General features: G+C 73.8%; 14 protein-coding genes. 9 read left to right on the top strand and 5 right to left on the bottom strand.

The features are described 5' to 3' along the window. Nucleotides 1-35 precede the first annotated feature (35 nt). From ACFW47_RS16525 to ACFW47_RS16515, 3 genes are all read right to left on the bottom strand, one after another. Complete coding sequence (locus ACFW47_RS16525) at nt 36-437, bottom strand: hypothetical protein (RefSeq protein WP_386306129.1); 402 nt, start codon at nt 435-437, stop codon at nt 36-38. Between the two features lie 97 nt (nt 438-534). Next, entirely contained in the window at nt 535-1263 is a 729-nt protein-coding gene (locus ACFW47_RS16520) for a response regulator (protein WP_386276388.1), read from the bottom strand. A gap of 2 nt (nt 1264-1265) precedes the next feature. Further along, nucleotides 1266-2222 (bottom strand): HAMP domain-containing sensor histidine kinase, encoded by a 957-nt coding sequence (locus ACFW47_RS16515; protein WP_386277181.1) that lies wholly within the window; start codon nt 2220-2222, stop codon nt 1266-1268. Nucleotides 2223-2611: 389 nt separating this feature from the next. Between ACFW47_RS16515 and ACFW47_RS16510 the strand changes: the two genes are divergently transcribed. From ACFW47_RS16510 to ACFW47_RS16495, 4 genes are all read left to right on the top strand, one after another. Beyond that, a complete protein-coding gene (locus ACFW47_RS16510) occupies nt 2612-2938 on the top strand; it encodes a TraR/DksA family transcriptional regulator (protein ID WP_386306128.1) in 327 nt (108 codons plus the stop codon). Nucleotides 2939-2984: 46 nt separating this feature from the next. Next, nucleotides 2985-3353: a TraR/DksA family transcriptional regulator gene (locus ACFW47_RS16505; protein WP_386276384.1), complete on the top strand. Its 369-nt coding sequence runs from the start codon at nt 2985-2987 to the stop codon at nt 3351-3353. Further along, nucleotides 3350-4174 carry a rod shape-determining protein gene (locus ACFW47_RS16500; RefSeq protein ID WP_386306127.1) on the top strand — a complete coding sequence of 275 codons (825 nt, stop codon included), beginning with the start codon at nt 3350-3352 and terminating at the stop codon, nt 4172-4174. The genes ACFW47_RS16505 and ACFW47_RS16500 overlap by 4 nt, the downstream gene beginning before the upstream one ends. A gap of 381 nt (nt 4175-4555) precedes the next feature. Further along, the gene (locus tag ACFW47_RS16495) at nt 4556-5194 is read left to right on the top strand and encodes a hypothetical protein (protein ID WP_386276380.1); all 639 of its coding nucleotides are present in this window, start codon (nt 4556-4558) and stop codon (nt 5192-5194) included. Between the two features lie 126 nt (nt 5195-5320). On the opposite strand, the gene ACFW47_RS16490 is transcribed toward ACFW47_RS16495, so the two are convergent. Together ACFW47_RS16490 and ACFW47_RS16485 are read right to left on the bottom strand one after the other, a co-directional pair. Beyond that, nucleotides 5321-6109 carry a hypothetical protein gene (locus tag ACFW47_RS16490; protein WP_386276378.1) on the bottom strand — a complete coding sequence of 263 codons (789 nt, stop codon included), beginning with the start codon at nt 6107-6109 and terminating at the stop codon, nt 5321-5323. A 162-nt stretch (nt 6110-6271) separates the two neighbouring features. Further along, on the bottom strand, nt 6272-7981 hold the full coding sequence (locus tag ACFW47_RS16485; protein WP_386276376.1) for a PucR family transcriptional regulator: 1710 nt from the start codon (nt 7979-7981) through the stop codon (nt 6272-6274). 287 nt (nt 7982-8268) lie between these two features. Between ACFW47_RS16485 and ACFW47_RS16480 the strand changes: the two genes are divergently transcribed. The 5 genes from ACFW47_RS16480 (at nt 8269) to ACFW47_RS16460 (ending at nt 14926) form a co-directional block, all read left to right on the top strand. Next, nucleotides 8269-9159, top strand: coding sequence for an FAD binding domain-containing protein (locus ACFW47_RS16480; RefSeq protein ID WP_386306126.1), 891 nt, complete (start codon nt 8269-8271; stop codon nt 9157-9159). Then, entirely contained in the window at nt 9159-9653 is a 495-nt protein-coding gene (locus tag ACFW47_RS16475) for a (2Fe-2S)-binding protein (RefSeq protein ID WP_386276372.1), read from the top strand. The genes ACFW47_RS16480 and ACFW47_RS16475 overlap by 1 nt, the downstream gene beginning before the upstream one ends. Before the next feature lie 2 nt (nt 9654-9655). Next, nucleotides 9656-12040 carry a xanthine dehydrogenase family protein molybdopterin-binding subunit gene (locus ACFW47_RS16470; protein ID WP_386276369.1) on the top strand — a complete coding sequence of 795 codons (2385 nt, stop codon included), beginning with the start codon at nt 9656-9658 and terminating at the stop codon, nt 12038-12040. A gap of 201 nt (nt 12041-12241) precedes the next feature. Then, a complete protein-coding gene (locus ACFW47_RS16465; protein WP_386306125.1) occupies nt 12242-13699 on the top strand; it encodes an NCS2 family permease in 1458 nt (485 codons plus the stop codon). 75 nt (nt 13700-13774) lie between these two features. Beyond that, nucleotides 13775-14926, top strand: coding sequence for an XdhC family protein (locus ACFW47_RS16460; RefSeq protein ID WP_386306124.1), 1152 nt, complete (start codon nt 13775-13777; stop codon nt 14924-14926). The last annotated feature ends 10 nt before the right edge of the window (nt 14927-14936 follow it).

The raw sequence follows: 14936 nt of genomic DNA, 5'->3' as shown, positions 1-14936 counted from the left end.
CCGCGGCGAGAGAAGGAATGGGAAGTACGGGTGCCTCAGGTGCCGGAGGAGGCGGGAGGCGCCCGTCCGCGGTCGTGGCTCGTGCGGCCGGGGGAGACGGGTACGGAGCCGGACGGCGCCGTGGCCCGCCGGTGAGCTGCGGGGGCGGCGCCCGTGGGGCGCGTGGCCGTGGCGAGGCGGTCCAGGGGCGCCGGACGCTCACCGAGGTGGTCGTGCCGTGCCCTGGCCTGGGTGGCACAGGTGGTGGCGCAGCCGTCGTCGGCGTGGAAACCGGTGTCCGGGCGGGGGACGGTCGTCGCCGAGGGGACCGTCCCCGGCAGGGCGAGGCCCGCCCCGGCCAGCGGCCCGGCCGGGGCCAGGGTCAGCAGGACGGCCAGCAGCGCGGTGAGCGTCGCCGCGAGGCGGTGACTGGGGGCGGTGCGAGGTGTGGGGCGCATGCACCGTCCCTTTTCGTGTGGTTGGCGGGTTGGCGGGTTGGCGGGTTGGCGGGTTGGCGGGTTGGCGGGTTGGCGGGTTGGCGGTCGGCTGGGCGGGTCAGGGCTCGATGAGCCCGGCGCGGATGGCGTACCGGGTCAGTTCCAGTCGGTCGCGCAGGCCGAGCTTCTGGAGGAGGTTCGCCCGGTGCCGCTGGACGGTCTTGACGCTGATGAAGAGGATCTCCGCGATCTCCTTCGAGGAGTGGCCCTCGGCGACGAGCTTGAGGACCTCCTCCTCCCGGGGGGTGAGGATGTGGTCGGCGTTCTCCTCGCCGTGCCGGACCCGGTCCAGGTAGTTGCGGATCAGGGCGGTCACCGCACCCGGGTACAGGAACGGCTCGTCCCGCATCGCGGCCCGGCAGGCGGCGACCAGATCACGGTCGGCGACGGACTTCAGGACGTACCCGCAGGCGCCCGACTTCAGCGCCTGGAAGAGGTACTGCTCGTTGTCGTGCATCGTCAGCATCAGGATGCGCAGCCCCGGTTTCAGCGCGGCCAGCTCACGGGCCGCCTGCAGGCCGGTCAGGCGGGGCATCGCGATGTCCAGGACCGCGAGGTCCACGGCGTGCGCCCGCGCCATGTCGATGGCCTCCGCCCCGTCCCCGGCCTCGGCGACGACCTCCAGGTCCGGTTCCCGGTCGAGGATGAGCCGCACCCCGCGCCGCACCAGCGCGTGGTCGTCGGCCAGCAGGATGCGGATCCTGGACGGGCCCGACGAGGGCGCGGCGGAGGGGACCGGCGGGGCGGGCTCCGGCAGGGACGGGTCGGGCAGGGAGGGGTCGGACATGGTCAGGGCTGCTTCCTGGGGACGGGTGCGGTGAGCCGGATGCTGGTGCCGGCGCCGGTTGCCGAGGTGATGTCGAGGGCGGCGCCGATGAGCAGGGCCCGCTCCCGCATCCCGCGGATGCCGGCGCCCTCGCAGAGCGCCTCCGCGGTGCCCCGGCCGTCGTCGGTGATGGTGAGGGCGACCGCGCCGTCGGCCCGGCCGAGGCTCACCTCGACGCGTTCGGCGTCCGCGTGGCGGGCCGCGTTGGTCAGGCTCTCCTGCGCCACGCGGTAGAGGACCAGCTCGGTCTCCTGGTCCAGGGCGGGCAGGTCGGCGTCGAAGCGGCGGACGACGCGCAGCCCGGTGTGGGTGGCGAAGTCGTGGGTGAGCGAGGACAGGGCGCTGATCAGGCCGAGGTCGTCCAGGACGCCGGGCCGCAGGCGGCGCACCAGCCGGCGTACCTCGTCCAGGCTCTCCCGGGTGATCTCCTGCGCCTGCTGGAGCTCCGCGCGCAGCGGCTCGGCGGCGTCGTCCGCGGCGCGGCCGAGCACCAGCAGGATCGCGGTCATGCTCTGCCCGACCTCGTCGTGCAGCTCCTGGGCGATACGGCGGCGCTCCGCCTCCTGGGCCAGCAGCACTCGGGCGCTGCTCGTGGCCCGTTCGTGCTCCAGCCGGTCGAGCATCGCGTTGAAGGTGCGGATCAGCTCGGGCACGTCACCGCCGCCGGACACCGGCAGCCGCTGGCCGGGACGCAGCAGGTCGACGGTGGTCATCAGCTTCGTGAGCCGGTCCAGGGGCGCCAGGCCCCAGCGCAGCAGGGCGCCGTTGGCCACCAGCATGACGGCCATGCCGCCCACGAGGACGACCGCCTCGGTCAGCAGCACCGGCACGGAGACGGTCACGGGTGCCCACAGCAGCAGTGCCGTGGCGAAGCCCAGCACCACCGAGTTGAGCCCGAAGATCCGCCAGAACAGGGACACCGGGGGGTACGCCTCCTTCTGCGACGCGTCGACTGGTACGCCTCCACTGTCGGTCATCGCGCACCCTCGGTGGGAGCCGCGGTCCCGGGGCCCGTCCGGCGAAGCAGACCCTGGTCGCGACCGAGCAAGCGACCAGCGTGCCTCGCCGGGCGCCGCCGGGTCGATGGGGTCCGACCCCCATTTCCCGGCGGCGGCACACCCATACGGGGGTCACGGCACGTCGCCGAGTGGATCCCGCGGCCCCCGGCAAATGGGGTCTGCGCCCGATGGGTTTCCCCGGCCGCCGGGGCCAGAGTTGAGGCTGACCGGGTCCGATCGGCCCGGCTCTCGCCGTACCCGCAGAACCTTCCGAGAAGTATCCGCAGAACCTTGCGAGAAAAGGACGCACCGTGTCGCTCGACGCCTCCCGCATCGAACCCCGCCCCGAGCGGCTGACCGCTCACGAGGCACGCCAGCGCCTCGAGCACGCCCGCAGCACCCGCATGACCCAGCTTCAGGCCCTGGAGGAGAGCGGCCAGGCGGACGACCAGCTGATGTCCGCGCAGCAGGACGCGATCGCGCGGGTGCTCAAGGAGATCGACGAGGCCTTCGCCCGTATCGACGCCGGCACCTACGGCGCCTGCCTGGGCTGTGGCAAGCCGGTGCCGGGGGAGCGGCTGGAGATCCTCCCCTACACGCGGTACTGCGTCGCCTGCCAGCGCCGCGCCGCCGCCTGACCGTCGTCCGTCCAGTCTTCGTCTCCCGCCCTGCCCAAGGGGTGAAGTGGTGAACAAGCAGATCATCGACGACCGCGACACGTACCTGTCGCCCGCGGACCTCGCCGCGCTCGAGGAGAGCCTCCACGAGCAGCGCAGGTTCCGCGAGGAGCAGCTGCGGCAGATCGCGGCCGCCCCGTCCCGCGCCGGCGAGCCGGGCCGGCCGAGCGCCGCGCGGACCGAGGTCCGGGTCAAGCTCGCGGCCTCCGCCCGCATGGTGCTCGCCGACGTCGAGGCGGCCCTCGCCCGCATGGCGGAGGGCCGCTACGGGCACTGCCACCTGTGCCGGCGTCCCGTCGACCGGGAGCGCCTGATGATCGTGCCGCAGGCCCGCTACTGCGCTCGTTGCCAGCAGGTGCGGGAGGCGGGACGATGACCGTGGTCCGGCGGTCCCGTACCGCCCGCGCCCCGCACCGGCCCTGGCCGATGTGCCGGCACTGCACCGGCGTCGCCCTCGACATGGGCAGCGCCCGTACCCGCGCCTGGGTCGCCGGGCGGGGCATGATCCTCGACGTGCCGACCGTGACCTTCCCGGGGGCCGGCGCGGTCTATCCCATCCAGCGCGGCTCCATCGTCGACACCCCGGGCACCGCCCGGATGCTCGACCGGCTGCTGGGCCACCGGCTGCCCCGCTTCACCCGTCCCCTGGTCGTGGTCACCGCCCCGGTGCTGGACGGGTACGCCTACCGCAACGAGGCCCGTACGGCCGTGGAGGTGCTGCGTCCGCGCAGCGTGCTGACCGTGCCCAGCGCGCGGGCCGTGGCCCTCGCGGCGGGCGCGGACCTGGCGCGGCCGCTGCTCGTGATCGACATCGGGGCGCACCTCACCGAGGTGGTGCTCCTGGTGGACGGCGCCGTCTTCGACGCGCGCCGCACCGCCCTGGGCACGGGCGACCTCGGCGAGTCCACGCCGGCCGCGCTGATCGGGGAGGCGGTGGCCGACATGACGACCTCGATGCTGCGCCAGAACCGTACGTCCCTCACCGTCGACGCCCTGGGCAGGGGACCGCTGCTGGCCGGCGGGGGCGCCCTGCGCCCCGAGATCACCTGCGACCTCACCCGCAGACTGCACGTCCCCCTGCGGGCCGTACCGGCCCCGCACACGGCCGCCGTCCGCGGCGCCGCCAAGCTGCTGGGGGCGGCGCACTCCCACCCGTCCACCGCGGGCACGGACCCACCGGACGAACACCCGCACTGACCGGCGCGGCGGACGCCGGCGTGTTCTGCCCGGCGACGGAACCGGGCCCGGCGCTTCGCGCGGGTGTCTCCCGGCCGCGGACCGGTGCGGCGGCCGAGCGCCGCAGCCACCGCTGCGCGCCGCGGAGCCACACCACCGGGCCGGTCGTCCGCGTCGAACCCGCGACCGCGTCCCCCTCAGCGCCCGCGCGGGCGCCGGTCACACTCCCGGGACCGGCGCCCGCCGGGTCGGCCACCGGCCGGCTGCCGGCTCGTACGCCCGCCCCGGCACTTCCGCGCCCCGGCCTCGTCCCGAACCGTTCTTTCACCCGCCGCCGGTCGGCCGGCGCACCCGCACCGACGGCCCGATCCGGCTGCCCCGAGCCCGGAAGGAGGCACCACCGTGGCCGGTGAGACACCTCGCGCCCAGCCACCGCCGCCCGATCCCGTCCCTGGAGGGGACCCGCGCCTACTGCTCTGGCGGTGGCGCCGCAACCCCCTCCGGCGCCGCACCGACCGCATGCGCGCCTGGATCGGCCTCGGGCTGGTGCTCGCCGTGCTGCTCGCGGCACCGGGGGCGATGTACGCGGCCGGTGACACCGCCCACCGTCACTACCGGAGCACCGCCGAGCACGAGGCCCGGACCCGGGACCACCGTCCGGCGGTCCTGGTTCACGACGCCCCGCGCCACCCGGAGCCCGGGTCGGACGAGGCCAGGGAGACCCGGTACCCGGTCAAGGTCCGGTACACCGGCCCCGACGGGACGACCAGGACCGGGAAGACGGACGTCGAGCCGGGACTGCCCGCGGACAGCACCGTCCTGGTCTGGGTGGACGCGGCCGGCGAGCTCACCGAGCCGCCGCTCACCACCGGCCAGATCCGCAGCCGCACGATGGGCTGGGCCATCCTCGCCTTCCTGGGCGTCGTGATCACCGGCCTCGCGGTCCACGGCGTCACCGGGCTGGTGCTGCACCGCCGCAACCTCGTCGAGTGGGACGCCGCCTGGGCCGACACCGCCCCGCGCTGGAGCAGCACACCCTGACGGCGCGTCGAATCCGCCCCCGCGACCACCCCGCGCGGCCCCCCGCCCGTCGCGCCATGGGCTGGACCTTCCCGTGCCCACGATGGAGCCGGCCGCTCCCGGCCCACCCCGTCACCACCACCTCGGTCAGGCCGTCGCCGCGCCGGTCGCGGGGGGTGTCAGGTGCCTGGCCAGCCACGTCGGTACCCCGCCCAGCAGCCGGAACAGGCGTCGTGCCTCCTCTCGCAGTCGCGACGCCTCCGGTTCGGACTCCGCGTCGGCGAGCGACACCAGTGCCGGTGCCGTACCGACGAGGTACCCCAGCTCCTCGCGGATCCGCAGCGACTCGGCGAACCCGTGCCGTGCCTCCGCCAACTCCCCTTCCCGCAGGGCGAGGCCTGCCAGGTGCCGCCAGGTGAAGGACTGCAGCAGCGGGTCGGCGTGCGCGGTCGCGCCGGCGTGGGCCCGCCGGTACGCCGCGCGGGCGGCCTGCGGCGACCGGGTCAGATTCTCCGCGAGCAGCCCGCGCCGGAAGTCCAGCAGCGCCCGCCCCGCGACCCCCGGCGGGATCAGCGCCGCTGCCCGGCCCAGCGCGGCCCGCGCCTCGTCGGAGCGGTCGCGCACCCCGTGCACGGTCGCGGCGTACGCGAGCTGACCGCGTTCGCAGGCGGCGGCGCCGCGTTCGTCGTCGCTGTGGGCCAGCGCCTCTGCGGTGCGCAGCGCGTCCTCGGCGTCCGCCCAGCCCTGCTCGGTGTACAGGCACCGCTCCACCAGCAGCGCCGTCCGCTGCAGCGCGGTCGCCGCCGTCACCGGCTCCAGCAGCGCCGCCGCATCGGCCCAGCAGGCGCGCGAACGCAACCGCCACACGGCCGTCTGGAGCGGATCGTCACCTTCGGTCGTTCCCCAACCAGAACCAGCCATGGCGGAATGCGCCACGTCGCCCTCCCCTTAGCACGCCATCGAGCTCTCGAGTGGTGGCGGCATCTCAGCACGGATACGGCGGCCCGGCCAAGGGGGTGGGTGAAAGATTTCACAAAGTCGTGGGACTTCCCGGCGCCGGGGTTTGGCGCCGGGAAGGGGCCGCACGCGGCTCGCGCCTCAGCTCATGCGCAGGGCCAGGAAGAAATCCAGCTTGTCCTCCAGGCGCGACAGGTCACGCCCCGTCAACTGCTCGATCCGGCCGACGCGGTAGCGCAACGTGTTGACGTGCAGGTGGAGCCGGGTGGCGCAGCGCGTCCAGGAGCCGTCGCTGTCGAGGAAGGCCTCCAGCGTCGGGATCAGTTCGGCGCGGTGGCGGCGGTCGTAGTCCCGCAGCGGGTCCAGCAGCCGGGCGGTGAAGGCCCGGCGGACGTCGTCGGGGACGAAGGGCAGGAGCAGGACGTGCGACGCCAGTTCCTGGTGGCCGGCCGCGCAGACCCGGCCGGGGCGCGCCGCGGCGACCCGGCGCGCGTGCCGGGCCTCCTCCAGCGCGCCGCGGAGCCCCTCCGCCGAGTGCACGGCCGCGCTGACACCGAGGGTGACCCGCCCGTCGCCGTCCAGCCCGGCCGACAGCGGTTCCCGCACGGACTCCAGCAGCGCGTCCGCGAGGATGCCGGTCTCCGAGCCGTCGTGCGCCGTGGAGACCGCCGGCAGCGGCACCAGGGCGACGGCCTCGCCTCCGGTGTGCGCCACCGCGATCCGGTCGGAGTGCTCGGGGCCGGTGGCGAGCGGGTCGACGAGGATCTCCTCCAGCAGCGTCTGGGCGACCGCCCCGGTCTCCGCGTCCTCCTCCTCCCACTCGACGCGGGCCACGACCACCTGCCAGTGGGGGGCCGCGCCCAGGCCCGGCAGCAGCACCGGCGCCGCCACCCGCAGCCGGGCCGCGATCTCGGCCGGTGCCGCGCCCGTCTGCACCAGCTCCAGCACCTCCTGCGCGAGCCGCCGCCGCACCGTGCGCGCCGCGTCCCGCCGGTCCCGCTCGACGGCGATCAGCTGGGTGACGCCGTACAGCAGGTCGAGCCGTTCCTCGGCCCAGTCCCCGGCGTCCGCCTCCACCGCCAGCAGCCAGTCGGAGAGCACCGTCTCGCGCACGTCCCGTCCGGGCACGGCCGCCTGCGGCGCGCGCGCAGCGGCGGCCGTCGCCGGAGGGTGCCCCGAGCCGCGTACCGGGAAGACGCTGTACGTCGTCCCGCCCAGCGGCACCCGGTGCGGCGCGCGCCGGCCCGCACGGGTGGCGGCGAGATGCTCCGCCGCCAGCTTCGCGCACACCTCGGCGGGGAGGGCGGGGCCCGCGTCCTTCGGTCCGGCGACCGGCCGCCCGGTCGGCGACAGCACCCAGGCGCGCAGGTCCAGGTCGGAGCCGAGCAGGTCCAGCACCACGTCCGGGCCGCCGCCCGCCGGGCCCGAGGTCATCATCCGGCGGTGCCGGTCCACCACGGCCGCCAGGTCCCCGGCCCGCTCGCCCGAGACCTGCCGGACCACGTGCTCGGTGATGGTCGCGAAGGCAACCGACTCGTTCACCGCGAACAGCGGCAGCCGGTGCCGCGCGCACGCCACCACCAGGTCCTCGGGCACGCTCCCCAGCTCCGCCTCACCGGCGGCGAGCGCGGCGACGCCGGCCTGCACCAGGATGCGCACGAACGGTTCGGAGTCGTCGGCGTCCCGGCGCCAGGCCAGGCCGGACAGGACCAGCTCGCCGCCCGACAGGTAGCGGCTGGGGTCCCGCAGGTCGGTGGTCATCACGCCCCGCACGGAGCGGTCCAGCTCGCCCTCGCCGCCGAGCAGCTTGAGGCCCAGCGCGTCGGTGTCCAGCAGTGCGCGCAGCCGCATTCTCGTCGCCGCCGTTCTTTGTCTCGAAGTGTTCCAGGTCACGCGGCTGTGTCGCCCGTTTCCGGAGGAAAGCGAGGAGGTTACCGAGAGCCTCCGTTCATACGAATCTACAAGATGACCTCCCTGGCCAGCCAACTCCTTCGGTGTTTCTGCGACTGACCCTGGTGGAGCAGCGGGCGGTGTACTGGGCCCACTCCACGTGAACAGCACATGAACGAGCCGGGCCCGCAGCACACGGACTGGCTTGTTCCGTACGGCCCGCCAGACGACGATGAAGAGAGCCGGTCATGGACTTCCTTCGCCCCGCCAGCTGGGAGGAGGCGCTCGCCGCGAAGGCCGAGCACCCCACCGCTGTGCCGATCGCGGGTGGCACCGACGTGATGGTGGAGATCAACTTCGACCACCGCCGGCCCGAGTACCTGATGGACCTGAATCGCGTCGGCGACCTCTTCGAGTGGGAGGTCGGCGAGGACTCCGTACGGCTCGGCGCCTCCGTGCCCTACACCAGGATCATGGAGGAGCTGCGCGCCGAGCTGCCGGGTCTCGCCCTCGCCTCGCACACGGTCGCCTCCCCGCAGATCCGTAACCGCGGCGGCGTGGGCGGGAACCTCGGCACCGCCTCCCCGGCCGGCGACGCCCACCCCGCGCTGCTCGCCGCCGGGGCGGAGGTGGAGGCGGAGTCGGTGCGCGGCAGGCGCATGATCCCGATCGACGCGTTCTACACCGGCGTGAAGCGCAACGCTCTGGAGCCCGACGAGCTGATCCGCGCGGTGCACGTGCGGAAGGCCGACGGGCCGCAGCAGTTCTCCAAGGCCGGCACCCGCAACGCCATGGTCATCGCCGTGTGCGCCTTCGGCCTCGCCCTGCACCCGGAGAGCCGCACCGTGCGTACCGGCATCGGCTCGGCGGCGCCCACCCCCATCCGGGCGACGGCCGCCGAGGAGTTCCTGACCGCGGCGCTCGACGAAGGCGGCCTCTGGGGCAGCGGGAAGGTCATCGCCCCGGCCGTCGCCAAGCAGTTCGCCGATCTGTGCGCAGCCGCCTGCAGCCCGATCGACGACGTCCGCGGCACCGCGGCCTACCGCCGCCACGCGGTCGGCGTCATGGCCCGCCGGACGCTCACCTGGACCTGGGAGTCGTACCGCTCCACCGGCCGCACCACGGAAGGAGCCGCGTGATGCGCGTGAACCTCACCGTCAACGGACGCCCGCACGAAGCCGACGACGTGTGGGAGGGCGAGTCCCTGCTGTACGTGCTGCGCGAGCGGCTCGGCCTGCCCGGCTCCAAGAACGCCTGCGAACAGGGCGAGTGCGGCTCCTGCACGGTCCGCCTGGACGGCGTCCCGGTCTGTGCCTGCCTGGTCGCCGCCGGCCAGGCCGAGGGCCGAGAGGTCGTCACCGTCGAGGGCCTGGCGGACCACGCCGGGCAGCGCGCCGAGGGCACCGGACTGGCCCCCGTCCAGCAGGCGTTCATCGACGCGGGCGCGGTCCAGTGCGGTTTCTGCACGCCGGGTCTGCTGGTCGCCGCCGACGAGATGCTGGAGCGCAACCCGAGCCCGTCCGACGCGGACATCCGTGAGGCGCTCTCGGGCAACCTCTGCCGCTGCACGGGCTACGAGAAGATCATGGACGCGGTCCGTCTGGCCGCCGCCCGCCGCTCCGAGGGGGTCTGAGCATGGCTGCCAACGGCGTGCCCGGCAAACTCACCCAGGGGTCGCAGACCAGGGGCGGCGTCGGCGAGTCCACGCTCCGCCCGGACGGCGTCCTCAAGGTCACCGGCGAGTTCGCGTACTCGTCCGACATGTGGCACGAGGACATGCTCTGGGGCCAGATCCTGCGCTCCACCGTCGCGCACGCCGAGATCGTCTCCCTCGACACGAGCGAGGCGCTCGCCACGCCCGGCGTGTACGCCGTCATGACGTACGACGACCTGCCGACCGACGTGCGCCACTACGGCCTGGAGATCCAGGACACCCCGGTCCTCGCCCACGGCAAGGTCCGCCACCACGGCGAGCCGGTGGCGATCGTCGCCGCCGACCACCCGGAGACCGCCCGCCGCGCCGCCGCCAAGATCAAGGTGGAGTACCGGGAACTGCCCGTCGTCACCGACGAGGCCTCCGCGACCGCCGCCGACGCGATCCTCGTCCACGAGAACCGCGCCGACCACCACATGGCCCACGTTCCGCACCCGAACATCGTGCACCGCCAGCCGATCGTGCGGGGCGACGCCGACGCGGCCGCGAAGCGCGCCGACGTGATCGTCGAGGGCGACTACTGCTTCGGCATGCAGGACCAGGCCTTCCTCGGCCCCGAGTCCGGCCTCGCGGTCCCCGCCGAGGACGGTGGCGTCGACCTCTACATCGCCACCCAGTGGCTCCACTCCGACCTGCGACAGATCGCCCCCGTGCTCGGCCTGCCCGAGGAGAAGGTGCGGATGACGTTGTCCGGTGTCGGCGGCGCCTTCGGCGGGCGCGAGGACCTGTCCATGCAGATCCACGCCTGCCTGCTGGCCCTGCGCACCGGCAAGCCCGTCAAGATCGTCTACAACCGTTTCGAGTCCTTCTTCGGCCACGTCCACCGCCACCCGGCCAGGCTCCACTACGAGCACGGCGCCACCAGCGACGGCAGGCTCACGCACATGAAGTGCCGGATCGTCCTGGACGGCGGCGCCTACGCCTCCGCCTCCCCGGCGGTCGTCGGCAACGCGGCCTCGCTGTCGGCCGGCCCGTACGTGATCGACGACGTGGACATCGAGGCGCTCGCCCTCTACTCCAACAACCCGCCCTGCGGCGCGATGCGCGGCTTCGGCGCGGTCCAGGCGTGCTTCGCCTACGAGGCGCAGATGGACAAGGTCGCGGGGGAACTCGGCATGGACCCCGTGGAGTTCCGCCGGATCAACGCCATGGAGCAGGGCACGCTCATGCCGACCGGCCAGCCGGTCGACTCGCCGGCCCCGGTCGCCGAACTCCTGCGCCGCGTCAAGGCGATGCCGATGCCGCCGGAGCGCCAGTGGGAGTCCAGCGAGGGCGCCGACGTACGGCAGCTGCCCGGCGGCCTGTCCAACACCACGCACGGCGAGGGCGTCGTACGCGGCGTCGGCTACGCGGTCGGCATCAAGAACGTCGGCTTCTCCGAGGGCTTCGACGACTACTCCACCGCCAAGGTCCGCGTGGAGGTCGTCGGCGGCGAGCCGGTCGCCACCGTGCACACCGCCATGGCGGAGGTCGGCCAGGGCGGCGTCACCGTCCACGCGCAGATCGCCCGCACCGAGCTGGGCGTCACCCGGGTGACCATCCACCCGGCCGACACCCAGGTCGGCTCGGCCGGCTCCACCTCGGCCTCCCGGCAGACGTACGTCACGGGCGGTGCCGTGAAGAACGCCTGCGAGCTGGTCCGCGAGAAGGTCCTGGAGCTCGGCCGCCGCAAGTTCGGCACCTACCACCCGGCCTGGGCGAGCGCCGAACTCCTCCTGGAGGGCGGCAAGGTCGTCACCGACGGCGGCGAGGCCCTGGCCGACCTCGCGGACGTCCTGGAGGACGAGGCGGTCGAGGTCGAGGAGGAGTGGCGGCACCGCCCGACCGAACCCTTCGACCTGCGCACCGGCCAGGGCAACGGCCACGTCCAGTACTCCTTCGCCGCGCACCGCGCCGTCGTCGAGGTGGACACCGAGCTGGGCCTGGTCAAGGTGGTCGAGCTGGCCTGCGCGCAGGACGTCGGCAAGGCGCTCAACCCGCTCTCCGTACTCGGCCAGATCCAGGGCGGCACCGTCCAGGGCCTGGGCATCGCCGTGATGGAGGAGATCGTCGTCGACCCGAAGACCGCCAAGGTGAAGAACCCCTCCTTCACGGACTACCTGCTCCCCACGATCCTCGACACGCCGACGATCCCGGTCGACGTGCTCGAACTCGCCGACGACCACGCGCCGTACGGGCTGCGCGGCGTCGGCGAGGCCCCCACCCTGTCGTCCACCCCGGCGGTCCTCGCGGCCGTCAGGGACGCGACCGGGCTGGCGCTCGACCGCACGCCGGTACGGCCGGAACACCTCACCGGTACGGCGTGAAACAGACCCTCCGGGCGGCGCACGGAACGTCACACACTCCGCGCCGCCCGGAGCACAACCCGGGTCCCCGCCGCTCGCGGACCCAGCAGCACCACACCATGCGTTCGTCTCGGGCCGTCCCCCGGGTCGTGCACATCCCAAATCCCGCGGCCGCCCCAGCGGCTCGCGCGGGTGCCCCTATGAACCTTGGGAGACGGCCCCATGACCCAGCAGTCCGTGGAGCCCAAGACCACCGCCGAGGACGCGGGCGCGGGTTCCCGCGTCCCCTCCGGCCGGTCTTGGCTCGACCGGTACTTCCACATAACCCACCGGGGATCGACGGTCGCGCGTGAGGTGCGCGGCGGCATCACCACCTTCATGGCGATGGCGTACATCGTCCTGCTCAACCCCATCCTGCTCGGCGGCGAGGACGTCGCGGGCAACACGCTCAGCCAGAAGGCCGTGATCACCGCGACGGCGCTCGCCGCGGCGGTCACCACGCTCCTCATGGGCTTCATCGGCAAGGTGCCGCTCGCCCTGGCCGCCGGACTCTCGGTGTCCGGAGTGCTCGCCGGACAGGTCGTTCCCCAGATGAGCTGGGGGCAGGCCATGGCCATGTGCGTGATGTACGGCGTGGTCATCATGCTGCTCGTGGTCACCGGGCTGCGCGAGATGATCATGAACGCGATCCCGCTGGCGCTCAAGCACGGCATCACCATGGGCATCGGCCTGTTCATCGCCATCATCGGCTTCGTGAAGGGCGGCTTCGTCCACGCCGGCAAGGCGACCCCGCTCCAGCTCGGCCCCGTCGGTGAACTCGCGGGCTGGCCCGTGCTGCTCTTCGCGGGCACCCTGCTCCTGATCTTCATGCTCCAGGCACGCAACACCCCGGGCGCCATCCTGATCGGCATCGTCACCGGCACCATCGTCGCCGCCCTGCTCAACGCCACCGGCGTCATCGACCCCAAGCAGTGGGCCAACGGAGCCCCCGAGCTGCACGGCAGCGCGGTCTCCATGCCCGACTTCTCGCTCTTCGGCGAGGTGGAGTTCAGCGGCTGGGGCGACGTCGGCGCGATGACGGTCGGCATGATCGTCTTCACGCTGGTGCTGGCCGGGTTCTTCGACGCGATGGCCACCATCATCGGCGTCGGCACCGAGGCCAAGCTCGCCGACGACAAGGGCCGCATGCCGGGCCTGTCCAAGGCGCTGTTCATCGACGGCGCCGGCGGTGCCATCGGGGGTGTCGCGGGCGGCTCCGGCCAGACCGTCTTCGTGGAGTCCGCGACCGGCGTCGGCGAGGGCGCCCGCACCGGGCTCGCCTCGGTGGTCACCGGCCTGTTCTTCGCGGCCTGCCTCTTCTTCACGCCGATCACCGCGATCGTGCCGCAGGAGGTCGCCTCGGCCGCGCTGGTCGTCATCGGCGCGATGATGATGATGAACGCCCGGCACGTGGACTGGGCCGACCGTGCCACCGCGATCCCGGTCTTCCTGACCGTCGTCCTGATGCCGTTCACGTACACCATCACGACCGGTGTCGCCGCCGGTGTCATCTCGTACGTCGCCATCAAGGTCGCCCAGGGCAAGGCGCGCGAGATCGGCGCGTTCATGTGGGGCCTGACGGTGATCTTCATCGTCTACTTCGCCCTCAACCCGATCGAGAGCTGGATGGGGGTGCACTAGCCGCCGCGGCGGGAACCCTTCCACCACCGCCGTACGAGGAGTCGAGCAGTACGAGCAGTACGAGGAGACCGACGGATGCTGGACATCGCCGAAGAGCTGAACCGGTGGGTCGAGCAGGGACGCGACTTCGCCGTGGCCACCGTGGTGGCCGTAGACGGCAGCGCCCCGCGCCTGCCCGGCGCCGCACTCGCGGTGGACGCCGGGGGCACGGCGGTCGGCTCGGTCTCCGGCGGCTGCGTGGAGGGGGCCGTGTACGAGCTGTGCCGGCAGGTGCTCCAGGACGGCCGGACCGTGCTCGAGCGTTTCGGATACAGCGACGAGGACGCCTTCGCCGTGGGTCTGACCTGCGGTGGGGCCGTCGACATCCTGGTCGTGCCGGCGCGGGCGGACGATCCCGCCCGGCCCGCGCTCGCGACCGCGCTGTCCGCCGCCGCCCGGGGAGAGGCGGCGGCGCTGGCGCGGATCGTGAGCGGACCGGCGGAGCTGAGGGGCCGCGCGCTCGTCGTCCGCCCGGACGGCTCCCGCGAGGGCGGCTTCGGCGCCCACCCGGAGCTGGACCGCACGGTGGCCGCCGAGGCGGGCGCCTTCCTGGACGCCGGCCGCACCGGCACGCTGGACATCGGTGAGCGGGGCTCGCGCTGCGGAGCTCCGCTCACCCTGCTGGTCGAGTCCTCGGTCCCCGCTCCCCGCATGATCGTCTTCGGTGCGATCGACTTCGCCTCGGCCCTGGTACGGGCCGGCAAGTTCCTCGGCCACCACGTCACGGTGTGCGACGCCCGCCCCGTCTTCGCGACGCGGGCCCGCTTCCCGGACGCGGACGAGATCGTCGTCGAGTGGCCGCACGAGTACCTGGCGCGCACCGCTGTGGACGCCCGTACGGTGCTGTGCGTCCTGACGCACGACGCCAAGTTCGACGTACCGCTGCTGAAGCTGGCGCTGCGGCTGCCGGTGGCGTACGTCGGCGCGATGGGCTCCCGCCGCACCCACCTGGACCGGGAGGCACGCCTGCGGGAGGTCGGCGTGAGCGACCTGGAGCTGGCCCGCCTCAGGTCCCCGATCGGCCTCGACCTCGGCGCCCGCACCCCGGAGGAGACGGCCCTGTCCATCGCCGCCGAGATCGTCGCGGCCCGCCGAGGCGGCACGGGCGCCTCGCTGACCGGCGCCCGCACCCCCATCCACCACGACGGTCCGTCGTCCCCGGCGGGCCGCATCGGCTCGGTGGCCTGAGCCGGGCCCG

It is taken from the genome of Streptomyces sp. NPDC058796, from assembly GCF_042745235.1.
Classification (GTDB): domain Bacteria; phylum Actinomycetota; class Actinomycetes; order Streptomycetales; family Streptomycetaceae; genus Streptomyces.
Note: the sequence above shows the minus strand (reverse complement) of the source record. Positions and strands in the feature narration are given on the sequence as shown.